A 21,320-nucleotide genomic window follows, 5' to 3' on the forward strand; every position below is an offset into this window, starting at 1 on the left:
CCCGTGGCGGCCGCCGAGCCCGAGCCCGCCGTCGAGGCGCCGGAAGTTTCGGAAGTTTACCCTATGGAGGCCCCGATTTCGGCCTCTGAGCCGGTGGCCGAAGCACCGGAGCATCACGAAAGTCACGACATGCATGCGCGTGCCCGCCAGCCCTTCGCCGAGCAGACGCTGCCGACTGATTTCGACCAGCCGCTCTCGGCCTTCGATCCACAGGCGATCCCGGCGGTGCCCAAGCCCGCACCGGTTCCGCTCGCTCCGCTGCGCCGCACACCGCGCCCGTCGATCTTCGACGAAAGCGAGCGGTTCGAGATCTTCGAGCTGACCCCGGCAGTGCGCCGCCACGTGCCGGAGGAGCTCGCCGCCGAGGCCCCGGTTCTGCCGCCCAGGCGCGAGCGGATCGTGCGGCCGGAGACCGATGCCTCGATCCACGCGTTGCTCGATCGGCTGGAGCGCGGGGTGGCCGACAAGGGCCTGGCCTCCGCGGCCCCGCCACAGCCGAAGCAGCACGAACGCGGGCTGGAAGAGGCGCTGGTCACGCTGCGCAACCTGGCGCGCCGGACGGCTTGACCGCCGTCATCTTCGCTCCTCCACCGTCAGCACTTCCAGCGATACCGTGACGGCATCGGCCGCGCGGCGGACATGCTCGATCACGAGGTCCGCCACCAGATGGCCGCGCAGGCGCAGTTCCGCCTCGGGCAAATGGGCGATCCACGCGTCGAGTGCCGGCGAGGGCGGAGCGGCGAGCGCGAGCAGGTGCCGCGCGCCGGTGAAGGTGGCGCTGGCCCAGCGGGTCCAGTCCGATTCCACCGGCACGACCGGGCAGCCCGCCGCTTCCGCATTTGCCTCGATCGCCCGGCGCAGCAGCGTTCCCGCATCGGGGCCGCGGCTCATCGGCCGGACTCCGGGCGCTGCTCCTGCTGTTGCTGCGCGGCGAGGAAGGCCTCGACTCGTGCGACGATGCGCGGCCCCGGCTCGCGACCGCGGCGCAGGTCGAGGACGAAGCGCGGATCGCGTACCGCCAGCCGGCCGAACTTGGTGGGCGGCATGTCCGTCGCCCGAAGGAATTTCTCGATCTTGCGATGCACCGACATCCGCCTGTCTCCTGTTCGATTCGCTCAAGATCGTTCCTAGTTTGTTCCTGATTTCCTACTTGTCTAGGAAAATTCCTTCGACTATGGAGGTGTCATGGATCCGGAAGCGCAACGAGCCGCGCTGGCGGCGATGGTCGCGGAAAACGGCGCGAGCCTTTCCGAGCTTTCGCGGCTGCTCGGGCGCAACCTGGCCTATCTTCAGCAATATCTGATGCGCGGCACGCCGCGGTTGCTGGCGGAGGCGGACCGCGCGTTGCTCGCGCGTTATTTCGGCGTGGCGGAGGCGCGGCTGGGCGGGCCCGAAGCAGCGGGGATGGTCGCGGTGGCGCGGCTGGACGTGGGGGCCTCGGCCGGGCCTGGCGGCCTGGTGGAGGGCGAGGCGCGGCGGCGGCCGGGGAGCTTCGCGCCCGAATTGCTGCGCGCGCTCGGTGTGCGGGCCGAGGCTGCCTCGCTGATCCGGGTGCGGGGCGATTCGATGGCGCCCACGCTGGAGGATGGCGACGAGATCCTCGTCGATCGCGATCGGCGCCGCGTCGATGGGCGGGGCGGGGTGTTCGTCGTCCGGCTCGATGGCGAGCTGATGGTCAAGCGGCTGCGCGCAAGCGTGGGCGGAATCGAAGTGATCTCGGACAATCCGGCCTGGGAGGCGCGGATCGTGCCGGCGCGGGCGCTGGACGTGATCGGGCGAGTGGCTTGGCTGGGGCGGGCGATCTAGGCCGCGAATCCTCTAGGGAGAGGGGATCATCTTCCCATCCGAATCCGATCGATCAGCCAGACCAGGGCCAGCAACGCGACGCCTATCCCGAGCCCGATGACGAAGCCGAACGAGGCTTCGCCCCGGGCGATGCCGGCGAACACGCCGATGATCAGGCTGAGCGCGAGCAGGAAGCCGCCGGCCATCGGCGTCTTGGAGGGGGGCTTGGTCATCGGCGTCCTCTGCCACGTCCCGAGGCGGGACGCCACCTGTGCCATGTCGGGGCACGCGGCACGGCATTTTCGGGATGGTTAGCGGAAATTCAGCATCATGTGGCGCGCAAAGCGTGGCTTTCCAGGAAGTTGGCGCGATGCGTGAATCCTCTGCGCGCATGGATATGATGCCCTATCTCGGCGATCGCCGTGAAATCGCCGACGCCAATGAACTCATCGCCCGGTTCGGCGAGCTGGCCGGCAGCGAGGCGGCCGCGCGTGCCGACCACAGCCGCGACCTCGGCAACCACGTTCATTTCTGCCGCTGGCGCCAGATCGAGCGGCTGATCGTGCTGATGTCGGTCGGCCGCGCGGTGGGGACCGTGCACTGAGCCGGGCCGAAGAAGCCGGGCGATCATCCCCTTGGAACCAGGATGGTCCAATGACCGTCATCCCCGATGACGAAACGGAGATATTTGTCGGAAGGGGGCAAGTGCCAAGAAGCTACGGACCCGAAGCCATCGCCTCGCGTTGAGGGCTGAGTTCCCGTCGACGAGGCCCGATGAACACGCCCCAATTGCTTTCCGTCGGCGTGCTCGTCGGCATGATGCTGCTCTTCATCTGGGGGCGTTTGCGGTACGATATGGTCGCGGTGATCGCGCTGCTCGCGGCGCTGGCGTTCGGCATCGTCTCGCCCAAACAGGCCTTTACCGGATTTTCCGACGATATCGTGATCATCGTGGCCAGTGCGCTGGTGCTCTCGGCCGCGGTGCAGCGATCGGGCGTGATCGAGCGCGCGATGCTGGTGCTCCAGCGGCGGGTGACGCGGATCCGCTCGCAATTGCTGCTGCTCTGTGCCTCGGTCGGCTTCGCCTCCGCCCTGGTGAAGAATATCGGGGCGCTGGCGATGATGATGCCGGTGGCCTTCCAGATGGCGAAGCGATCGAACGCATCGCCCGCCGCCTATCTGATGCCGATGTCCTTCGCGTCGCTGCTCGGCGGGCTGATCACGCTGATCGGCACGTCGCCCAACATCATCGTCAGCCGGGTGCGCGAGGAGATGACCGGGCAGCCCTTCGGCATGTTCGACTATGCGCCGGTGGGGCTGGGGCTGACGCTGATGGGGCTCGTCTTCCTGCGCTTCGCCTATCGGCTGCTGCCGCGCGACCGCCGGGCGACGCCGACGCTGGGCGAGGCGATCGACATCCAGGACTATGTGACCGAAGCCGCGATCTCCGCCGGCTCGCCGGCCGTGGACGAGACCGTCGCTGCCTTTCGCGAACGCCACGACCATGAAGTGATGGTCACCGCGATCCTGCGCGCGGGCATCCGCTCGATCCCCTTTCCGGATACGGTGCTGCGGCCCGAGGACCTGCTGATCCTCGCTGGCGCGCCCGACAGCCTGGAGCGCGTGATCGCCGGCGACCGGCTGGAGCTCGAAGGCTCGCAGCGCGAGCGGCCTGACGGCGCCGAGGGCGAAGTGGGCGTGATCGAGGCGGTGATCGGCACCGACAGCCCGCTGATCGGGCGTACCGCCGGTCGGCTGGGCCTGCACGAGCGCTTCGGCGTGAACCTGATCGCGGTCTCGCGCCAGGGCGAGCGGCTGGCGAGCCGGCTGGGCGCCATCATGTTGCAGGCCGGGGACGTGATCGTGTTGCAGGGGCCGCTGGAGCTGCTGTTCGAGCGGCTGGGCGAGCTGGGCTGCCTGCCGCTCGCCCAGCGGAAGCTGCGGCTGGGCAGTGCCCGCAATGGGCTGTTGCCCGTGGCGATCCTCGCCGCGGCGATGGCGGCGACGGCGCTGGGCTATGTGCCGGTGGCGGTGGCCTTCTTCGCGGCGGCGGGCCTCACCATCCTGCTCGGTGCGCTGCCGGTGCGCGAAGCCTATGACCATATCGAATGGCCGATCCTGGTGATGCTGGGCGCGCTGATCCCGGTATCCGATGCGCTGCGGACCACCGGGGCCAGCCAGATCATCGGCGACTGGCTGGGCCACCTCGCTGCGACGCTGCCCTCCTGGGGCGCCGTGGCGCTCATCCTGGCGGCGGCGATGGCGGTGACGCCCTTCCTCAACAACGCCGCGACCGTGCTGGTGATGGCGCCGATTGCCGCGACCTTCGCGAGCGAGCTGGGCTATCGCCCCGAGGCGTTCCTGATGGCGACCGCAGTGGGCGCGGGTTGCGACTTTCTCACGCCGATCGGCCACCAGTGCAACACGTTGGTGATGGGGCCGGGGGGCTATCGGTTCGGTGATTATGCGCGGCTCGGCGCACCGCTCTCGGCGTTGGTGCTGGTGGTGGGCACGCCGCTGATCCTATGGGTATGGCCGGTATATTGACGGGAGTCGCACATATGGAACGGACGGCACGGATCGAACGGACCGGCGGGCCCGAAGTGATCGAATGGCACGATGTCGCGCTGGCCCCGCCGGGACCGGGCGAAGTGCGGATGCGCAATACCGCGGTGGGGCTCAATTTCATCGACGCCTATCATCGCTCGGGCCTGTATCCGGTGCCGCTGCCCAGCGGGCTGGGCGGCGAGGCGGCCGGCATGGTCGAGGCAGTCGGCGAGGGCGTGACCGATTTCGCGGTGGGGGATCGCGTGGCGACTTTCGGGCCGGGGCTCGGCGCCTATGCGACCGCGCGCAACGTGCCGGCGAAGATCCTGTTCGCCTTGCCCGACGACATCAGCGACGAGACTGCTGCGGCGGCCCTGCTCAAGGGCGGGACGGTGGAGTTCCTGGTCGAGCGCTGCGCCCGGGTCGAGCCCGGCTGGACGGTGCTCGTCCATGCCGCGGCGGGCGGCGTGGGGCAGATCGCGGTGCGGTGGCTGAAGGCGATCGGCGCAACGGTGATCGCGACGGTAGGGCATGGCGACAAGGTGGCGCCGGCGCGCGCGGCGGGAGCGGACCATGTGCTGCTCTCGCGCGAGGACGACATCGCCGCGCGGGTGCGCGAGATCACCGGCGGCGCGGGCGTGGAAGTAGTGCTCGACGGCGTCGGCAAGGCGACCTGGGAAGCCTCGCTGGCTTCCGCCCGGCGGCGCGGACTGGTGGTGAGCTTCGGCAATGCCAGCGGGCCGGTGGAGGGCGTGAACCTGGGGGCGCTGGCGCGGGCGGGCTCGCTCTATGTGACTCGGCCGACGATGTTCGACTATTATGCGACGCCGGAAGAACGCGCCGCCGGCAGCGCGCGGCTGTTCCAGGTGCTGCGCTCGGGTGCGGTGCGGGTCGAGATAAACCAGCGATTCGCGCTGGAAGACGCCGCCGATGCGCACCGGGCGCTCGAAGCCGGGCAAACGACGGGATCTACGGTGCTGGTGCCGTAATCCTTTCTTTCCTCGCGTGCGGGGAGCTAGATGCTGTTCGGATCGACGTGCTGCCGAAGCGGGCGGCGCTCGACCATTTCCGCCGTCGTGCGCGTCTCCGTCCGGCCATCCCGGGAAATCGTCTGAGTGGCGATGCGCGTGCGGCGGCTGACATCGCCGGCCACGTCGATCGTCACCTTGATCGTGCCCGAGACCTGATCGCCCGCATGCGCCTTGCGCGCGACATCGAGGCTGAGCTTCTGCCCGTTGACTTCGGCCGCCGCGACATCGGCCCTGGCCAGCTCGTCGCGAATCCGGGTGGGGTCCATCGCCAGCTCGGCGGTGAAGCCCTTGCCATCGGGCCTGGCCTTGAGTGTGGCCGGGCGCGCCGCCCGCGTGTCGGCATAGGGGGCGCCGTCGACGAGCTTCAGCTGGCCGATCGCGAAGCCATCCACCGCGCGCAGCGCGGCTTCGGGATCGCATTCGACGCGCGCGGCGGTCCAGCCGGCGATCCAATGGCCGCACGCGGCGCGGGTCAGGCCGGCATCCTTGAGCCATTTGTCGATGCGCGCCTCCAGCTCGGGCCGGTTGCGCAGCTGGAGCGCGCCGTCCTGAGGCTGGAACACGCGGACCGGGAAGGTCCAGTCGCTTCCCCGGCTGCCGGGCGGCAGGCTGTATTCGAGCTCGACCCCGGCCGGCGTCACTGCGACGATGCGCTCGATCAGCGCGTCGCTGTTCTGCGTGCTGCTCATCGCGCCGGGGCTGCGCTGCTCGACCTGGGTGGTGCGGACGAGCTGGAAGCTGTCGCCGGCCTGCTGCGCCGCCGCCATGGACGGCGCGAGCAGCGCGAAGGGAAGAAGGGCTGCGCGCATCACGCCAGTGCGCCGACCATTGCCTTCACTTCCATGAACTCGGCCAGGCCGAACTTGCCGTGCTCGCGGCCGTTGCCCGATTGCTTGTAGCCGCCGAAGGGCAGGTTGGGATCGGGCTGGCCACCATTCACATAGACCATGCCGGCACGCAGCCGCGGGGCGACGCGCTTCACTGCCTCAGCATCGCCGAAGACGACTGCCGACAGGCCGTAATCGGTGTCGTTGGCGATGCGGACCGCATCTTCCTCATCCTCATAGGGGATGATCGTGACGACGGGGCCGAAGATCTCCTCGCGGGCGATCGTCATGTCGTTGCGGACGCCCGAGAAGAGCGTGGGGCGGACGAAATAGCCGGTCTCGACGCCGTCCGGGCGGCCGGGGCCGCCGGCCTCGAGCGTCGCGCCTTCCTCCATGCCCTTGGCGATCAGGCCCTGGACCTTGTCCCACTGGCTCTTGTTGACCAGCGGGCCGATATGGCGGCCTTCCTCGGCCGGGTCGCCGGTCTGGGTGGCCTTCATCACTTCGGCGGCAGCGGCGGCGACCTGTTCCTGCATGCCCTTGGGCACCAGCAGGCGCGTGGGCGCGATGCAGCTCTGTCCCGAATTCATCAGCACGCTGAACAAGGTGGTCTGCACGGCGCGGCCGAGATCGGCGCCTTCGAGCATCAGCGAGGGCGACTTGCCGCCCAGCTCCTGATGGACGCGCTTCACTGTCTCCGCCGCGTTCTTGGCGACCAGCACGCCGGCCCGGGTGGAGCCGGTGAAGCTCACCATGTCGACGCCCTTGTGGCGCGAGAGCGCGGTGCCGACGCCGGGGCCGTCGCCATTGACCAGATTGAACACGCCCGCGGGCACGCCGGCGGCGGCGAGCACCTCGGCGAAGATCATCGCGCAACCGGGCGCCTCTTCGCTGGGCTTGAGCACCATGGTGCAGCCGGCGGCGAGTGCGGGGGCGACCTTGGAGACGATCTGGTTGAGCGGCCAGTTCCAGGGCGTGATCATCGCGACCACGCCGATGGGCTCGTGCACGACCAGGCTGTTGCCGATCTGCTCCTCGAACCGGAATTCCCGGAGCGCCTTGGCGGCGGACATCAGGTGGCCGAGGCCGGAGCCGACCTGCGCGGTCCTGGCCAGGCTGATCGGGGCACCCATCTCCAGGCTGATCGCCTCGGCCATGTCGCCGGCGCGATTCTTGTACTCGGCGAGGATCGCTTCGATCAGCGCCACCCGCTCGTCGATGCTGGTGCGCGCGAAGCTCTCAAAGGCCTTGCGCGCCGCGGCGACGGCATGGTCGACATCGGCTTCGGAGCCCAGCGTGATCTCGGTGACGGCTTCCTCGGTCGCCGGGTTGATCACTTCGTGCCGGGTGCCTCCGCGGCTCTCGATCCATTCGCCCCCGATGAACTGCTTCAGATAGCTGCGCATCACTCGCCTCTCCGATTCTCGAAAATCCGGTATGGCTTTTAGATGGACAGTTGCCATTCGCAACGCAAGTGCGCGACTCGGCCCGGGCGGGCCAGGAGGCCATCGCCGCCGATATCGGCGCGGAAGAGATTGCCGGCAGCGAAGAAAGTCACGCGGTTTACGCTGCGACGCAACATGGATGTCATGATCCGGGGCCAACGGCTTGGGCAAGGGGGCGGCAATGCTCCCGCAAACAGGGAGTGTTCCATGTCCATCCGCTACGCGCTGCTCGCGCTTGCCAGCCCGATCGCCTTGCTCGCCGCCACCGACGCCGCCGCGCAGGAAGCCGCTCCCGCCCAGGCAACTCCGGCCGCCGCCGAGGATGGCGAGATCGTCGTCACCGCGCAGCTGGTGGAGCAGCGGCCGATGGACGTGCCCTTCGCGCTCACGGCACTGCAGGGCCAGTTCCTCGACGATCTGGGCATCACCGAGTTCGACCGGCTCGGCCAGTTCGTGCCCGGCTTCGACGTGCAGAACCAGAGCCCGAACAATCCCGGCTTCGTGATGCGCGGCATCACGTCGGATTCGGGCAGCGCCTTCAACGAACCGCGCGTCTCGGTCTTCCAGGACGGCGTGTCGATCTCCAAGTCGCGCGGCTCCTATGTCGAGTTGTTCGACATGGAGCGTGTCGAAGTGGCCAAGGGCCCGCAATCGACGCTCTACGGCCGCGGCGCGCTGATCGGCGCGGTGAACCTGGTTCAGGCCAAGGCCGATCCGCACAATGCCTATGGCTATGTCTATGGCCAATATTCGAACTTCAACGGCTATCGGATCGACGAGACGGTGAACCTGCCGCTTGGCGGCGATGTCGGCATCCGCGTGGCGAGCCGGATCAAGCAGCGCGACGGCTATGTCGCCAACCTGCTCGGCGGCGAGGCCTATAACGGCATCAAGTCCGAAGCGGTGCGCGGCTCGCTGCGCTGGGCGCCGGGGGCCTTCACCTTCGACCTGATCGGCAACTATCAGCACGACAAGGCGAGCGGCACCTCGTTCAAGTCGATCGCCTACAACCCGACCGACCCTGTCACCGGCGCGGTGCTCGGCGATCGCGGCCGCAATTCGGGCGCGGCGCTGGCGAGCCCGAGCAGCTTCGAGCGTGGCCGGCCGCTCGGCCTCGACCGCGACGTGTGGGGCGTGACCGGCATCGCCAATTACGACTTCTCGCCCAACCTCTCGCTCAACGCGATCGGCTCGTACCGCAAGTTCGCCGGCATCGAAGTGTTCGACGCGGACGGCATCTCGCTTCCCGCGCTTACCGCCGCCGAGGATGCGCAGGGCAACCAGACCATGGGCACGCTGCGCCTGACCTGGAAGAACGACCGGCTCACGGCATTTGCGGGCGGCACCTATTTCCGCGAGAACGGTTTCCAGCGCACCCCGTCGCAGTTCGACGAGCGCGTGGCGCTGGCCCGGCTTACCAACACGCTGAACGGCGGCGGCGCGATCCCGGGCCGCCCGGCGAGCGATCCGGCGCCGCTGGCGCTGTTCTCGAACACCGCCTTCACCGGCTCGCTGCTCCAGGGGGTCGCGGGAGCCTATGGCGTGGCGCTGTCGAGCGCGCAGGCCCAGGCGATCGCGGCGAATCTCAAATCCGGGCACCAGGAGACCAGCACCAACTACGGCCGCACCGAAAGCTGGGATCTGTTCGGCGACGTGACCTTCAACGTCACCGATCGCTTCGAGGTCGGCGGCGGCATCCGCTGGAGCCATGACGCGAAGACCACCGGCTTCTCCTCGGCGGTGAGCAATGGCCGCTCGATCCTGGGCGGATTCATCGGCGCGCTCTCGCAGCCCGCGGCGACGCGCACCGCGCTGCTCGGCGCGCTTGCCGTGCCGGGCGCCGCGAACATCCCGACCTCGGCGCTCTATCCGGTGCCGATGTTCGGCCTGGGCCTGCAGCCGACCGGCACCAACGGCCAGCTCTACAGCGCCGATCACAATGACAGCGGCTTCACCTGGCGCGCCACGGCCAAGTACGAGATCTCGCCCGAGGCGAACATCTACGCCACCTATGCGCGCGGCCGGCGCCCCGAGATATTGAGCGTGAGCGCACCCGCGGCGCCCGGCGGCGCGGCCAGGTTCAGCGTGCTGCCGTCGGAGACGGTGGACAGCTACGAAGCCGGCGTGAAGACTGCGCTCGCCGACCGCACGCTCTTCATCGACGGCTCGGTGTTCTACTATCGCTACTCGAACTTCCAGACGACCGAGCAGCAGGGAACGGTGTTCGTCACCGTCAATGCCGGCCGCGCCGAAAGCTATGGCTTCGAGGGGCAGGTGAGCTGGCGCCCGGCCAGCTGGGTCAATCTGTTCGGCAGCTATGCGTACAACCACAGCCGCTTCGCGAGCGGCGCGCGCGACGGCAATCGCTTCCGCCTCTCGCCCGATCACAGCGCCGCGCTGGCGGTGCAGTTCAAGGTTCCGGCCGGCCCGGTGACGATCGACTTCACGCCGAGCGTCACCTGGCAGTCGAAGGTGTTCTTCGACGACGACAACGATATCCCTGCGCTGCAGGCGAACAATCTGGTGCCGGACCTGGTGCAGGACGAAGTACAGGGCAGCTATGCGCTGGCCGATGCGCGGCTCGGCCTGGAGACCGCGGACGGCCGCTGGCGGTTCGAGGGCTTCGTCACCAACATCTTCAACCGGAAGTATATCAAGGACGCGGGCAATACCGGCGATGCGCTGGGCATGCCGACCTTCATCGCCGGCGAGCCGCGCGTCTATGGCATTGCCGCGAGCCTGCGGATCGGCAAGCGCTGACGCGTTAAAAGGGGGATGCGCCCGGCCACTCCGGAAGGAGGGCCGGGCGTTATCTTTTCGATCCGGGTCAGGGCATCGGCGGCTCGTCCTCGTTTCTCGACGGCGCGGGCGGCGCATCCTTCGGCGCCGGGGCGGCGCTGAAGGGGAGGAGCGAGCCGATCGTGCCCGCAATCGACCCGATCTGTACGCCCGGCATCGGGCCTGCCAGATGCCCGCCGAGCAGCCCGCCCGGCGAAAGCGCGATGCCGGCGAGCAGGTTGCCGGGCCGCCCCGGCGGCACATGCTGCGCCGCAGGGCCGGGGGCGAGCGGCATTGGAGCCGCCTGTGGGGGTGTGTGCGGGCCTCCGAGCCCCATGGCCCAGTGCGGGTTGCCGATCGGGGCGCCCGGTGGCGCGAAGGGCGGCGCAAGACCGGGGGCGCTCAGCCAGGGCGAGCCGGGCGGGTTCGCTTCCGCCGGCAATGGTTGCGGCGTGGGATGGGCGTCGGGCGGGGTATCGGTCTCGTCCATTTCGGCTCCTCGCGGCCGGCCGGCAGGCGCCAGCATGGGTTGGGGATTCATATTCTTCCATCGCCATCCCGGCTCAAGGCCGGAAGCGCGGCGGCGTCTCACAGGTTGAGCGGCGGTGTCTCGGGCAGCAGATGGGCGGGCACGCCCGCACCCGTCAGGATCGAGCGGACGCCGCCCCAGAGCGCGCCGGCGATCGCGTTCCATGCCTGCTCGATCGTCAGCGCCGACAGCATGACGACCGACTTGGCTGCGTCCTCGGCATTCTTCCGGAGGCCCTGGAGGAAAAAGGCGAACAGCTCGTCGTCGTTCCTGAGCGATCCGGTTGCGCGCGAGGTGGCGATGTTCTCGGCCTGTCTGGCGAGCAGATAGCATTGGTTCTGGACGAAGCTGCTGATCACGGAATAGCCTTGGCCCAGCTCGCCCTTGAGCGCAGCGACCATGTTGCCCAGAATGTCCTGACTATCCATGGGTCCTCCTTAGCGTTTCAGGGCCGCTTCGACGGTGAGCGCCTGGGCGATCGCCGGATCATAGCCGCCGCGGAAGAGCGCGACGATGTCCGGCTGGAGGCCGGCGCTCCGGTGCGTGTCCCGCATCCGGCGAAGATTGCTGAGGATCTGCGCCAGGCTCGCCGGCGACGTGTTCACACACGCGGTGGGATCGCTGTCGGTCCGGCAGATCCTCTCGACGAGCTTGAGGCTGGCAAGCCGCCTGGCCAGCGGCGGGATCTGGCGGGCCATTGCCTGTTGCCGGAGCGCATCGAACTGGCCGATCAGCGCGGCATAGCGCGGCGCATAGGTGTCGAACTGCGAAGCCGGTGAGCCGGTTTCCAGTTCGGCGAAGAGCGTGAGCGTCTGGGCATTGGTCTGATCCAATCCCTGGACGAGCGCCGGGTCATAAGCGGGTGCCAACTGCACCGTGCAGGCCGCGAGCACGAATGCCCAGAGCAGCAAGCTGCGCTTCAAGATCGCCGGAACCATCGCATCCTCCCCTGACTGTCGGGATTCATCACAAGCGAATGGCCGGAGAAAGCGCATATTCCGCCGATTCCGTGCAATTGGCGGCAAGCAGATACGAAAACGCCCGGACCTTGCGGTCCGGGCGTTTCGCTTGCGGTCCGTCCGTGCGGATCAGGCCGAATAATACATGTCGTATTCGACCGGCGACGGCGTCATTTCCCAGCGGGCGACTTCGCCGCGCTTGATCTCGACATAGGCCTCGATCTGGTCCTTCGAGAACACGTCGCCCTTGAGCAGGAAGTCCATATCGGCTTCCAGGCTGTCGAGTGCCTCGCGGAGCGAACCGCACACGGTCGGCACCTGCGACAGCTCGGCCGGCGGCAGGTCGTACAGGTTCTTGTCCATCGGGTCGCCCGGGTGGATGCGGTTCTGGATGCCATCCAGGCCCGCCATCAGCAGCGCCGCATAGCAGAGATACGGGTTGGCCAGCGCGTCCGGGAAGCGGAACTCGACGCGCTTCGCCTTGGTGCCGGCGCCGTACGGAATGCGGCACGAAGCCGAACGGTTGCGCGACGAATAGGCGAGGAGCACCGGCGCCTCATAGCCCGGCACCAGCCGCTTGTAGCTGTTGGTGGTCGGGTTGGTGAAGGCGTTGAGCGCCTTGGCGTGCTTGATCACGCCGCCGATGAAATAGAGGCACGCATCCGACAGGCCGGCATAGCCGTTGCCGGCGAAGGTGTTCGCACCCTTTTCCCAGATCGAGATATGGGTGTGCATGCCCGAGCCGTTATCTTCCTTGATCGGCTTCGGCATGAAGGTCGCGGTCTTGCCATAGGCATGCGCGACCTGGTGCACGACGTACTTGTAGATCTGCATGCGGTCGGCGGTCTGGACCAGCGTGCCATAGGTCAGGCCCAGCTCGTGCTGCGCCGCGGCGACTTCATGGTGGTGCTTGTCGCAGGGCAGGCCCATTTCGAGCATCGTCGCGACCATCTCGCCGCGGATGTCGACGGCCGAATCGACCGGTGCGACGGGGAAATAGCCGCCCTTGGCGCGCGGACGGTGGCCGAGATTGCCGGCCTCATATTCCTTGCCCGAATTGCCCGGCAGCTCGATGTCGTCGATCGCGTAATAGCTGGTCGAATAGCTGTTCTCGAAGCGGACGTCGTCGAACATGAAGAACTCGGCCTCGGGGCCGACATAGACGGTATCGCCGATGCCGAGCGACTTGAGATAGGCCTCGGAGCGCTTCGCGGTGCTGCGCGGATCGCGGGCATAGAGTTCGCCGGTCGAGGGCTCGACGATGTCGCAGACCAGGATCAGCATTGGCGTGGCCGAGAAGGGATCGATCCACACCGCGTCCAGGTCCGGCTTCAGGATCATGTCGGACTCGTTGATTGCCTTCCAGCCCTCGATCGACGAGCCGTCGAACATCAGGCCGTCGGTCAGCTCGTCCTCGCCGATCACCGAGGCGACCATGGTAAGGTGCTGCCACTTGCCCTTGGGATCGGTGAAGCGCAGATCGATCCACTCGATCTCGTTGTCCTTCACCATCTTCAGAACGTCGCTGGCCGAATTCGCCATTGTTAAGCCCTTTCGCTCTCTTTCGTTGACCCGACGAATCGGGAAAGAATCTTGCCCAAATCGGGCGCTACATCGGCGCTATGTTGCGCTGCGTCAAATCGCGTTCTCGTTGCGCTCGCCGGTGCGGATGCGGAGCGCCGTCTCGACGGGGATCACGAAGATCTTGCCGTCGCCGATCCGGCCGGTCTGTGCCGCGGCGGCAACCGCCTCGACCACGCGGTCGGCAAGCGAATCCTCCACGACCACCTCGAGCTTCACCTTGGGAAGGAAGTCGACGACATATTCGGCCCCGCGATAGAGCTCGGTATGACCCTTCTGGCGGCCAAAGCCCTTGGCTTCGGTGACGGTGATGCCGGAAACGCCCACTTCGTGCAGCGCTTCCTTCACTTCGTCGAGCTTGAACGGCTTGATGATCGCTTCGATCTTTTTCACGGTTTCCCCCGAGGCACATGAGGCTTGCCTGTCCGCGCGTCTGGCAAGGTTCGTGCCAGAGGCGGGACTCGGCTCGTCCTCTCGGTTGCACGTGCCGCACCGCTTTAACAAGTGCCTATCAAATGGGCAGCACGCCATGTGGTGCCGGATTTGGGGGCAGAGGCGAAAGGCGTTGCGCAACTGCAACAAATCGCGCCGATCGGTTCGTGGAACCGTTTCGGTGCGATCGCGTTGTGCCGGCGAGCGTACCGGGGTGCGATGTATGCAGCCTATGCCCATGGATCTGCCCGCCGAACTGCATCGGCGCGCGAGCAATCTGCCCGATGGCGACGTGATCGTCGCCACGGGGCCGCTCGTCATCATGGCGCATGGACTGCTGGCGCTGGACCCCGAAGCGCGCAAGGCCTGCTGGATCCATAGCGAGGTCGGCGATCTGGATGCGGCCGGAGCCGAGGAACAATTGTCGTTCTGGTCACGGTCTCCGCATTGAGGGCGGGTATATTTCAGTAAAATCCATAATTTACGTAATAATATTCACCATGCTGGTGAAGTAATAGTGTCCAAAATGGGAATAAAGCTCTTGGGGAGTTGCATTGACTCCCCAGTCGATCTGGGGATTCCTTGTGTCAATTGTTCGAATCGGTCCGTACTTGACTGTGCATGGGCCGAGCGAGCCCCGGCGGCGGTACGGCCCACTCCCTCCAACCGCCGCATGCGTCCGCCCGGCCTTCCGGCCGCTGGCGGACGCAACCCGTTGCGGGTATCCGACGATGCGGGCGCCCCAGGGCGCAGATGCTCAATAGGGCGGTTGGTCGAGGCCCCTCGGGCTCTTGGTGAAGATCTCGCAGCCATCCTCGGTGATGCCGATCGAGTGCTCGAACTGCGCCGAAAGCGAGCGATCGCGCGTCACCGCCGTCCAGCCGTCATCGAGCAGCTTCACATCCGGCCGGCCGATGTTGATCATCGGCTCGACGGTGAAGAACATGCCCGGGCGCAGTTCCGGGCCAGTGCCGGGGCGGCCGACATGGACGACTTCGGGCGCGTCGTGGAAGATCTGGCCGAGGCCGTGCCCGCAGAAATCGCGGACCACGCCGTAGCGATGCTTCTCGGCATGGTGCTGGATGGCATGGGCGACGTCGCCGAGATGGTTGCCGGGCCTGGCCTGCTCGAGCCCGAGCATCAGGCACTCATACGTCACGTCGACCAGGCGGCGCGCCTTGATCCCGACATCGCCGACCAGGAACATGCGGCTGGTGTCGCCGTGCCAGCCGTCGAGCATCGGCGTCACGTCGATATTGACGATGTCGCCGTCCTTGAGCGTCTTGTCGCTCGGAATGCCGTGACAGACGACATGGTTGATCGAGATGCAGCAGCTGTGCGTGTAGCCGCGATAGCCGAGCGTGGCGGGCACGCCGCCGGCGGCGACGGTCATCTCGCGGACGATGTCGTCCAGTTCGGCGGTCGCGACGCCCGGCACGACATGGGGGACGAGCGCATCGAGGATCTCGGCGCCGAGGCGGCCGGCGCGGCGCATGCCCTCGAAGCCTGCCGGGCCGTGGAGCTTGATCGCGCCATCGCGGGCCTGGGGCATGTCGGCAGTAACGGTCACATATTCGGTCATCGCCGCGATATAGGCGCATCAGCGCCCGGTTGCGAGAGGCAGAAGCGTTCGCCGAGCACGGCGAAGCCCGCGCCACTGCGCTCCACCGCGCGGCGCTTCGCCGCATCGGGGAAGCGGGCCGGGTTGGTGTGGTTCAGATGGATGAAGCGGACCTTGGCGGCGAGCGCGGGCGGAAGCCGGCGGATCGTGTCGGCGATGCGGGGATGGGGGACGCTCTTCGTCCGCGCGGGGTCACCAAGTTCGGTGTCGTCGAAGAAGGTACCGTCCAGATAGGCGATGTCCACCCTGGCCAGCATGTCCTCGAGCCGCTGGTCCCACTTCTCCCAGCTGTCGATGTCGGGGAGGAAGAGCGCGCTGCGCCCGGAGCCGGCGATGACGAAACCCACCGTCTCCGAATATTCGTCGCGATGGGGAACGAGATAGGGCGTGACGGTGATGCCGTCGGGCAACCGGGCGGCCGTGCCGGCGGTAAGTGGCTGCAGCGCGATATTGCCCAGGCCGACGAGCTGGCTCCACGGGCCGTTGTTCCTCAGGAATTCGGCCATGCGCGGCATCGCATGAACGGGAACGCCCTTGGTGTTCGCCGATTCCCGGCCGAGGAACATCAGGCCGGCATAATGGCCGATATGCGCATGGGTGAGGAAGATGCCGTCGATGCCGAGGCCCGGCGTGCGCTTCGGGTCGTGCGCGTCGAGCCATTCCAGCTGCTCGCGCAGATCGGGCGTGGCGTCGAACAGGTAGCGGCGGCCATCGGCACGATCGACCAGAGCGAGCGAGGCGGCCCAGGCCCGCAGCGCCGGGTCGCGCCAGCCGGGATCCTCCGGGTGGCCGATCTGCGGGGTGCCGGCATCCTGCGAGGTGCCGAGCACGACCAGTTCGGCCTGACAGGGGGCAGGGGCGGGGGTGGCGGCAGAGAGCGCGACGGCGGCGAGGGCGAGCAGCATGACGGGGACGCTAGGCGCGGACGCCGCATGCGTCTATGCCGGGGATATGGGCGAACGCATCTGGACGGCTGGGCTGGCGGTGATCGGCGACGAGATCCTCTCGGGCCGCACGCAGGACAAGAACATCGCCCAGATCGCGACCTGGCTGAACGTGCAGGGCATCCGCCTGGCCGAAGTGCGCGTGGTGCCGGACGTCGAGGCGCGGATCGTCGAGGCGGTGGACGCGCTGCGCGCGCGTTACGACTATTGCTTCACCACCGGCGGCATCGGCCCGACGCATGACGACATCACCGTCGAGGCGATCGCCGCGGCGCTGGGCGTGGCCGTGGTGATCCACCCCCAGGCGCGCGCGGTGCTGGAGCGCTATTACGAGACACGCGGCGGCTTGACCGATGCGCGGCTGCGCATGGCGCGGGTGCCGGCGGGTGCCGAGCTTATCCCCAACCGCATGTCCGGCGCGCCGGGCATCCGCGTCGGCAATCTCTTCATCCTGGCCGGGGTGCCGCACATCACCGCGGGCATGCTCGACGCGCTGACCGGCACGCTGGAGGGCGGCCACCCGCTGCTCTCGCGCACCATCGGCGCCTGGGTGGCGGAGAGCGAGATCGCCGAGTTTCTGGGCGAGACCGAGCGGGCCCATCAAGGGGTGGCGATCGGCAGCTATCCCTTTTTCCGCGATGGCCGGACCGGCGCCAACTTCGTCGTGCGGGCGACCGAGCAGGCGCTGCTCGACGCGTGCGGCGACGCGCTGGTCCAGGGGCTGGCCGAGCGGGGGCTGGAGCCGGTCGAAGGCGGGATCTGACGTTCCGGGGGACGGGCATGACGGAATCGAAACGGCCATTCGGCTTCTGGACTGCGACTGCGCTGGTGATCGGCAACATGATCGGCTCGGGTTTCTTCGCCTTGCCCGCGCAGCTCGCTCCCTATGGCTTCACCAGCGTGGCGGCATGGATCGCGGCGATCGCCGGGGCGATGGTGATCGCCTGGGTGATCGCCGGCCTCTCGCGCGCCATGCCCGAGGCGACGGGCACGCTGGCGATCTGCGCGCGGGCGCTGGGGCCGCTCCCCGGCGTGCTGATCGCCTGGACGATGTGGGTGGGGGTGTGGGCGGCGAACGCGTTCATCGCGCTCACCGCGATACGCTATCTGGCGGTATTCTGGCCGCCCCTGGCCCAGTCTTCGCTGAGCCTGGTGCTGGCGGCGGTCGGGCTGCTCTGGGGGATCACGCTGCTCAACCTGCGCGGAGCGCGGGCGGCGGGCGAGTTCCAGGTGGTCACCACGCTCGTCAAGCTGGTGCCGCTCGTCGCCATCGTGCTGCTGCTCGCCCAGCTCGGCGCGAAGGGCGATCTTGCCGCGAGCGCGCATCCGCACACGCCGTTCGATGCCGGCCAGCTGGCATCGGCGGTAACCCTTGCCTTCTTCGCGATGGTCGGGTTCGAATGCGCCGGCGTCGCCGCCGAGCGGGTGCGCGATCCCGCCCGGACCATTCCCCGCGCCACGCTGACCGGGGTGGGGCTGACCGGGCTGCTCTATCTGATCGCCTGTTCGGGGATCATCTTCGCGATGCCGCAAGGGTCGGTGGCGGGCGCCAATGCGCCGGTGGCATTGTTCGTCGAGACCTTCTGGGGGCATTGGGCGGGGCTCGCGGTGGCGGGCTTCGCCGCGGTGGCCGCGATCGGCGCGCTCAACGGCTGGGTGCTGCTGCAGGGCGAAGTGCCGCTGGGGATGGCGCGCGCGGGCGTGATCCCGGCGCGCATCGGGCGGACCAGCGGGCGCGACGTGCCGGTGGCGGCGCTGCTCGCGTCGAGCGCGCTCGCCAGCGTGCTGGTGCTCAGCAACGTCTCGCGCGATACCGCCGCGATCTACGACTTCATGCTGCGCGTGACGACGGCGGCGACGCTGTGGTTCTATGCCGGCACCTGCCTGTCCGCGCTGGTGCTCGGCGTCGTGCGGCCCGCCGCCGCGATCGGGCTGGTCTTCGCGCTCTGGGCGATCTGGGGCGCCGGCTATGAGGCGATCGGGCTCAGCCTGTTGCTGATGGCGACCGCGATCCCGCTCTACCTGATGCGCGGTTCAGCGGAGAAGACGGCCGAGCAGGCTGCGATCCCTTAGGATCTCGTGCGCGGCATTGTGCCCCGGCGCGCCGGTGACGCCGCCGCCGGGATGCGTGCCGGAGCCGCACATGTAGAGCCCCCGGATCGGCCCGCGATAATTGCCGTGCCCGAGCACCGGGCGCGCCGCCCAGAGCTGATCGAGCGACATGTGTCCATGCATGATGTCGCCGCCGATCAGGCCGAACTTGCGCTCCAGATCGAGCGGCGAATGGATCTGGCGGGCGATCACCGATGCCTTGAAGTTGGGCGCGTGCTGCGTGACCGTATCGATGATGCGGTCGGCGGCGGCCTCGCGTTCTTCGTCCCAGCTGCGGCCGTCGGGGAGCGTCGGCGCGAATTGCTGGCAGAACAGCGCGGCGACGTGCCGCCCGGGCGGGGCGAGGCTGTCGTCGACGGTGGAGGGGATGGTCATCTCGACGATCGGCGCGTCGGACATCCCCCTGGCCTTCGCGCTGACATAGGCGCGATCCATGTAATCGAGCGTCGGGCAGATCATGATGCCGGCGGTGTGATGCTCGCCGGTGCCGGGCAGCACGGTGAAGTCCGGCAGCTCGGACAGCGCGACGTTCATCCGGAAGGTGCCCGAGCCGGCCTTGTAGCGATCCATGCGCCAGGCGAAGTCGGCGGGCATGTCGCTGCGTGCCACGAGCTGGCGATAGAGCAGGGCGGGGCCGATATTGGCGGCGACCACCTCGGCGGCGATCTCCTCGCCGCTTTCCAGGCGCACGCCCGCGACCCGGCCCCCGTCGACGAGCAGCCGCGCGACCGGGGCTTCCAGGCTGATCTCGACGCCGGCCTCGGTACAGGCGTCCGCCATCAATCGGGTGATCGCGCCCATGCCGCCGATCGAATGCCCCCACGCGCCCTTCTTGCCGTTCACTTCGCCGAAGACATGGTGGAGCAGGACATAGGCGCTGCCGGGCGTATCGGGGCTGGCATAGTTGCCGACCACCGCGTCGAAGCCGAAGGCCGCCTTGACATAGGCGTTCTCGAACCAGCCATCGAGGAAGTCGCGCGCCGACTTGACGAACAGGTCCATCGTGTCGCGCTGCGCCTCGATCGGCATGCCCGCCAGCTTGCGCCCCTGCGCGGCGGCGGCGAGCAGCGCGCGGATGCCGCCGCCGGCATTGGGCGGCGTCTTGAGGGCCATGTCGCGCAGCACCGCGGCGACGCGCTCCAGCGCCTCCTCGTAGCGCGGAAACGCCTCGGCATCCCTGGCCGAGAAGCGCGCGAACTCGGCGCGCGTGCGTTCATGCCCGCCGCCCAGCTTCAGATAGCCGCCCTCATGCGGCAGGAAGTTCGAGATCCGCCGCTCGACCACGCGCCAGCCGCGCGCATGGAGCCGCATGTCTGCGATCACCTTGGGGCGGAGCAGGCTGACCGTGTAGCTTGCCGTCGAGTTGCGGAAGCCGGGATGGAATTCCTCAGTCACCGCCGCGCCGCCGACGACATGGCGGCGCTCGAGCACACGGACCTTCAGGCCGGCGCGAGCGAGGTAGAAGGCGCAGACCAGGCCGTTATGGCCGCCCCCGATGATCAGGGCGTCGTATCTGGCGGTCATTGGCCTCCCTTTCCTGGCGCCATCGGCTTATATCGCGAACGGGCCGCAAGCGGTCCGCCGCGACGTTGGTGCACGGGCTGCCAGACCATGCGAAGGATCGTCCGGAAAGCAAGGAGAAGCACGATGCCGATCCCCGCGACAGTGGGCGCGTTCGCCATAGTTCCGCACAACGACCTGCCTGCCGCGATGCCGTTCTGGGAACGGCTGGGCTTCGCTCGCGTCGGCGGCGATGCCGCCTATGCGATCATGAGCGGCTGGGGGTGCGAGGTGCACCTCACCCAGGCGGGGTCCGGCCCGTGGCAGGTGCCGGAGGCGCACAACCCGTTCGGCGTCTTCATCCGGACCCCGGAAGTGGATGCCGTCGCCGCGCTGGTCGACGATCTGATCATCCGCCCGGGCGGCGTGCTGCGGCATCGCGAATGGGGCCTGTACGAAGTGGGGATCGCCGGCCCGGACGGGATGCTCGTCCGCATCGGCTGGCCGTCCCGGCTGATCCAGGCGCAATCCCCGGACGGCGACGCTCCGGCCTAGTTGAGATCCTGCCGCAGGAAGCGGAGCTGGGTGGCGGCCGCCACGGCGAGGAGCCAGCCCATCAGCACGGCGAACGACATCCCCCAGGACATCGACACGACGGCATTCGGCCCGAGCGGCATCGTCAGGCCGGCCCCGGTGGCCCAGGCCTTCAGATTGGCCATGTGATAGAAGGGCAGCACCTTGACCAGCGTCTCGGTCAGCGCCGGCACATATTGATGGAGGAAGAGGCCGATCAGCGGCCAGAGCCCCTCGATCACGACGAGCGCGATCGACAGGATCACCGTCGCGAGGATCGACTGGGTGAGCATCGCGAACAACCCGGCAAAGGCGATCGTGTAGACGATGGGCAGCAGCGCATGGGCGCCCGCCTGCCAATGCGCTTCGAGGACGGCGGCCAGCGTGACGCCGGCAGGGATGCCGTCGCCCTGGAAGGATCCCAGCCAGCTGCCGATCAGCGTGATGAGGTCGGCCGCGATCAGGGCGATCGTCAGGAAGCCGAGCGCAACGACCCATTTGGCCGCGATCAGCTGCCAGCGCGCGCGCGCCGGAATGATCAGCTTCCAGGTATTCCAGCCATATTCGCCGGCAAACACCACTGCGCAGAAGCCGGCGATGAGAAAGCGTCCGGGCGGCGAGGCCGGGAGCTTCCACAGAGTCGTGCTCTCCCGGAT

General features: G+C 68.1%; 23 protein-coding genes and 1 pseudogene. 10 read left to right on the forward strand and 14 right to left on the reverse strand.

All coding sequences use genetic code 11. The annotated features are described in order from the left end of the window. Positions 1–567 (forward strand): annotated as a pseudogene (locus FFS08_RS22850) (hypothetical protein); the annotation flags it as partial. Positions 568–573: 6 nt separating this feature from the next. On the opposite strand, the gene FFS08_RS22855 reads toward FFS08_RS22850, so the two are convergent. Continuing rightward, positions 574–891, reverse strand: a complete 318-nt coding sequence (locus tag FFS08_RS22855; RefSeq protein WP_137864976.1) for a hypothetical protein — start codon at positions 889–891, stop codon at positions 574–576. Next, a complete protein-coding gene (locus tag FFS08_RS22860) occupies positions 888–1,091 on the reverse strand; it encodes a hypothetical protein (protein ID WP_137864975.1) in 204 nt (67 codons plus the stop codon). Before FFS08_RS22860 ends, FFS08_RS22855 begins: the two co-directional genes overlap by 4 nt. A 94-nt stretch (positions 1,092–1,185) precedes the next feature. On the opposite strand from FFS08_RS22860, the gene FFS08_RS22865 reads away from it, so the two are divergent. Beyond that, a complete protein-coding gene (locus tag FFS08_RS22865) occupies positions 1,186–1,806 on the forward strand; it encodes a S24 family peptidase (protein WP_137864974.1) in 621 nt (206 codons plus the stop codon). Positions 1,807–1,832: 26 nt separating this feature from the next. Here FFS08_RS22865 and FFS08_RS22870 read toward each other — a convergent pair whose 3' ends face one another. Continuing rightward, entirely contained in the window at positions 1,833–2,018 is a 186-nt protein-coding gene (locus tag FFS08_RS22870; RefSeq protein WP_137864973.1) for a hypothetical protein, read from the reverse strand. A 158-nt stretch (positions 2,019–2,176) separates the two neighbouring features. Here FFS08_RS22870 and FFS08_RS22875 point away from each other — a divergent pair, with 158 nt between their 5' ends. The 3 genes from FFS08_RS22875 to FFS08_RS22885 all read left to right on the forward strand — a co-directional run bounded on the left by FFS08_RS22875 (position 2,177) and on the right by FFS08_RS22885 (position 5,321). Next, positions 2,177–2,389 carry a hypothetical protein gene (locus FFS08_RS22875; RefSeq protein WP_137864979.1) on the forward strand — a complete coding sequence of 71 codons (213 nt, stop codon included), beginning with the start codon at positions 2,177–2,179 and terminating at the stop codon, positions 2,387–2,389. 170 nt (positions 2,390–2,559) lie between these two features. Next, positions 2,560–4,332: an SLC13 family permease gene (locus tag FFS08_RS22880; protein WP_137864972.1), complete on the forward strand. Its 1,773-nt coding sequence runs from the start codon at positions 2,560–2,562 to the stop codon at positions 4,330–4,332. A gap of 14 nt (positions 4,333–4,346) precedes the next feature. Next, on the forward strand, positions 4,347–5,321 hold the full coding sequence (locus FFS08_RS22885; protein ID WP_137864971.1) for a quinone oxidoreductase family protein: 975 nt from the start codon (positions 4,347–4,349) through the stop codon (positions 5,319–5,321). Between the two features lie 26 nt (positions 5,322–5,347). On the opposite strand, the gene FFS08_RS22890 is transcribed toward FFS08_RS22885, so the two are convergent. After that, positions 5,348–6,175 carry a hypothetical protein gene (locus FFS08_RS22890; protein WP_137871863.1) on the reverse strand — a complete coding sequence of 276 codons (828 nt, stop codon included), beginning with the start codon at positions 6,173–6,175 and terminating at the stop codon, positions 5,348–5,350. After that, positions 6,172–7,596 carry an aldehyde dehydrogenase family protein gene (locus FFS08_RS22895; RefSeq protein ID WP_137864969.1) on the reverse strand — a complete coding sequence of 475 codons (1,425 nt, stop codon included), beginning with the start codon at positions 7,594–7,596 and terminating at the stop codon, positions 6,172–6,174. The genes FFS08_RS22890 and FFS08_RS22895 overlap by 4 nt, the downstream gene beginning before the upstream one ends. A 246-nt stretch (positions 7,597–7,842) precedes the next feature. On the opposite strand from FFS08_RS22895, the gene FFS08_RS22900 reads away from it, so the two are divergent. Continuing rightward, entirely contained in the window at positions 7,843–10,395 is a 2,553-nt protein-coding gene (locus FFS08_RS22900) for a TonB-dependent receptor (RefSeq protein WP_137864968.1), read from the forward strand. Positions 10,396–10,462: 67 nt separating this feature from the next. Here the strand turns inward: FFS08_RS22900 and FFS08_RS22905 are convergent, their stop codons facing one another. The 5 genes from FFS08_RS22905 to FFS08_RS22925 all read right to left on the reverse strand — a co-directional run bounded on the left by FFS08_RS22905 (position 10,463) and on the right by FFS08_RS22925 (position 13,875). Beyond that, positions 10,463–10,903 (reverse strand): hypothetical protein, encoded by a 441-nt coding sequence (locus FFS08_RS22905; protein ID WP_137864967.1) that lies wholly within the window; start codon positions 10,901–10,903, stop codon positions 10,463–10,465. Between the two features lie 98 nt (positions 10,904–11,001). After that, the gene (locus FFS08_RS22910; RefSeq protein WP_137864966.1) at positions 11,002–11,370 is read right to left on the reverse strand and encodes a hypothetical protein; all 369 of its coding nucleotides are present in this window, start codon (positions 11,368–11,370) and stop codon (positions 11,002–11,004) included. A 9-nt stretch (positions 11,371–11,379) separates the two neighbouring features. Then, positions 11,380–11,880 carry a hypothetical protein gene (locus tag FFS08_RS22915; protein ID WP_137864965.1) on the reverse strand — a complete coding sequence of 167 codons (501 nt, stop codon included), beginning with the start codon at positions 11,878–11,880 and terminating at the stop codon, positions 11,380–11,382. A 150-nt stretch (positions 11,881–12,030) separates the two neighbouring features. After that, on the reverse strand, positions 12,031–13,443 hold the full coding sequence (glnA, locus tag FFS08_RS22920; protein ID WP_137864964.1) for a type I glutamate--ammonia ligase: 1,413 nt from the start codon (positions 13,441–13,443) through the stop codon (positions 12,031–12,033). Between the two features lie 93 nt (positions 13,444–13,536). Beyond that, positions 13,537–13,875 carry a P-II family nitrogen regulator gene (locus FFS08_RS22925; protein ID WP_086131131.1) on the reverse strand — a complete coding sequence of 113 codons (339 nt, stop codon included), beginning with the start codon at positions 13,873–13,875 and terminating at the stop codon, positions 13,537–13,539. A 277-nt stretch (positions 13,876–14,152) separates the two neighbouring features. Between FFS08_RS22925 and FFS08_RS22930 the strand changes: the two genes are divergently transcribed. Continuing rightward, on the forward strand, positions 14,153–14,365 hold the full coding sequence (locus FFS08_RS22930) for a hypothetical protein (protein ID WP_137864963.1): 213 nt from the start codon (positions 14,153–14,155) through the stop codon (positions 14,363–14,365). Between the two features lie 306 nt (positions 14,366–14,671). Here the strand turns inward: FFS08_RS22930 and map are convergent, their stop codons facing one another. Both map and FFS08_RS22940 read right to left on the reverse strand, forming a co-directional pair. Next, positions 14,672–15,496 carry a type I methionyl aminopeptidase gene (gene map, locus FFS08_RS22935; RefSeq protein ID WP_137864962.1) on the reverse strand — a complete coding sequence of 275 codons (825 nt, stop codon included), beginning with the start codon at positions 15,494–15,496 and terminating at the stop codon, positions 14,672–14,674. Next, positions 15,493–16,440, reverse strand: a complete 948-nt coding sequence (locus tag FFS08_RS22940) for an MBL fold metallo-hydrolase (protein ID WP_137864961.1) — start codon at positions 16,438–16,440, stop codon at positions 15,493–15,495. The genes map and FFS08_RS22940 overlap by 4 nt, the downstream gene beginning before the upstream one ends. A gap of 46 nt (positions 16,441–16,486) precedes the next feature. Between FFS08_RS22940 and FFS08_RS22945 the strand changes: the two genes are divergently transcribed. Continuing rightward, entirely contained in the window at positions 16,487–17,242 is a 756-nt protein-coding gene (locus FFS08_RS22945) for a competence/damage-inducible protein A (protein ID WP_137864978.1), read from the forward strand. Positions 17,243–17,259: 17 nt separating this feature from the next. Further along, a complete protein-coding gene (locus FFS08_RS22950) occupies positions 17,260–18,552 on the forward strand; it encodes an APC family permease (RefSeq protein WP_137864960.1) in 1,293 nt (430 codons plus the stop codon). On the opposite strand, the gene FFS08_RS22955 is transcribed toward FFS08_RS22950, so the two are convergent. Beyond that, positions 18,514–20,115, reverse strand: a complete 1,602-nt coding sequence (locus tag FFS08_RS22955) for a phytoene desaturase family protein (protein WP_137864959.1) — start codon at positions 20,113–20,115, stop codon at positions 18,514–18,516. The two genes, FFS08_RS22950 and FFS08_RS22955, sit on opposite strands and share 39 nt — an antisense overlap. Before the next feature lie 123 nt (positions 20,116–20,238). Between FFS08_RS22955 and FFS08_RS22960 the strand changes: the two genes are divergently transcribed. Continuing rightward, positions 20,239–20,646 (forward strand): VOC family protein, encoded by a 408-nt coding sequence (locus FFS08_RS22960; RefSeq protein WP_137864958.1) that lies wholly within the window; start codon positions 20,239–20,241, stop codon positions 20,644–20,646. Here the strand turns inward: FFS08_RS22960 and FFS08_RS23740 are convergent. Beyond that, the coding region (locus FFS08_RS23740; protein WP_171012781.1) for a hypothetical protein at positions 20,643–21,320 on the reverse strand (678 nt) is incomplete at its 5' end. The genes FFS08_RS22960 and FFS08_RS23740 overlap by 4 nt on opposite strands.

This window comes from Sphingomonas sp. 1F27F7B (genome assembly GCF_005503355.1).
Taxonomy (GTDB): Bacteria; Pseudomonadota; Alphaproteobacteria; order Sphingomonadales; family Sphingomonadaceae; genus Sphingomonas.

What these genes read in the sequence shown, in the direction of transcription:
- FFS08_RS22855 (WP_137864976.1), bottom strand. Translation starts at nt 891, where the DNA reads ATGAGCCGCGGCCCCGATGCGGGAACGCTGCTGCGCCGGGCGATCGAG.
- FFS08_RS22860 (WP_137864975.1), bottom strand. Translation starts at nt 1,091, where the DNA reads ATGTCGGTGCATCGCAAGATCGAGAAATTCCTTCGGGCGACGGACATG.
- FFS08_RS22865 (WP_137864974.1), top strand. Translation starts at nt 1,186, where the DNA reads ATGGATCCGGAAGCGCAACGAGCCGCGCTGGCGGCGATGGTCGCGGAA.
- FFS08_RS22870 (WP_137864973.1), bottom strand. Translation starts at nt 2,018, where the DNA reads ATGACCAAGCCCCCCTCCAAGACGCCGATGGCCGGCGGCTTCCTGCTC.
- FFS08_RS22875 (WP_137864979.1), top strand. Translation starts at nt 2,177, where the DNA reads ATGGATATGATGCCCTATCTCGGCGATCGCCGTGAAATCGCCGACGCC.
- FFS08_RS22880 (WP_137864972.1), top strand. Translation starts at nt 2,560, where the DNA reads ATGAACACGCCCCAATTGCTTTCCGTCGGCGTGCTCGTCGGCATGATG.
- FFS08_RS22885 (WP_137864971.1), top strand. Translation starts at nt 4,347, where the DNA reads ATGGAACGGACGGCACGGATCGAACGGACCGGCGGGCCCGAAGTGATC.
- FFS08_RS22895 (WP_137864969.1), bottom strand. Translation starts at nt 7,596, where the DNA reads ATGCGCAGCTATCTGAAGCAGTTCATCGGGGGCGAATGGATCGAGAGC.
- FFS08_RS22900 (WP_137864968.1), top strand. Translation starts at nt 7,843, where the DNA reads ATGTCCATCCGCTACGCGCTGCTCGCGCTTGCCAGCCCGATCGCCTTG.
- FFS08_RS22905 (WP_137864967.1), bottom strand. Translation starts at nt 10,903, where the DNA reads ATGGACGAGACCGATACCCCGCCCGACGCCCATCCCACGCCGCAACCA.
- FFS08_RS22910 (WP_137864966.1), bottom strand. Translation starts at nt 11,370, where the DNA reads ATGGATAGTCAGGACATTCTGGGCAACATGGTCGCTGCGCTCAAGGGC.
- FFS08_RS22915 (WP_137864965.1), bottom strand. Translation starts at nt 11,880, where the DNA reads ATGGTTCCGGCGATCTTGAAGCGCAGCTTGCTGCTCTGGGCATTCGTG.
- glnA (WP_137864964.1), bottom strand. Translation starts at nt 13,443, where the DNA reads ATGGCGAATTCGGCCAGCGACGTTCTGAAGATGGTGAAGGACAACGAG.
- FFS08_RS22930 (WP_137864963.1), top strand. Translation starts at nt 14,153, where the DNA reads ATGGATCTGCCCGCCGAACTGCATCGGCGCGCGAGCAATCTGCCCGAT.
- map (WP_137864962.1), bottom strand. Translation starts at nt 15,496, where the DNA reads ATGACCGAATATGTGACCGTTACTGCCGACATGCCCCAGGCCCGCGAT.
- FFS08_RS22940 (WP_137864961.1), bottom strand. Translation starts at nt 16,440, where the DNA reads ATGCTGCTCGCCCTCGCCGCCGTCGCGCTCTCTGCCGCCACCCCCGCC.
- FFS08_RS22945 (WP_137864978.1), top strand. Translation starts at nt 16,487, where the DNA reads ATGGGCGAACGCATCTGGACGGCTGGGCTGGCGGTGATCGGCGACGAG.
- FFS08_RS22950 (WP_137864960.1), top strand. Translation starts at nt 17,260, where the DNA reads ATGACGGAATCGAAACGGCCATTCGGCTTCTGGACTGCGACTGCGCTG.
- FFS08_RS22955 (WP_137864959.1), bottom strand. Translation starts at nt 20,115, where the DNA reads ATGACCGCCAGATACGACGCCCTGATCATCGGGGGCGGCCATAACGGC.
- FFS08_RS22960 (WP_137864958.1), top strand. Translation starts at nt 20,239, where the DNA reads ATGCCGATCCCCGCGACAGTGGGCGCGTTCGCCATAGTTCCGCACAAC.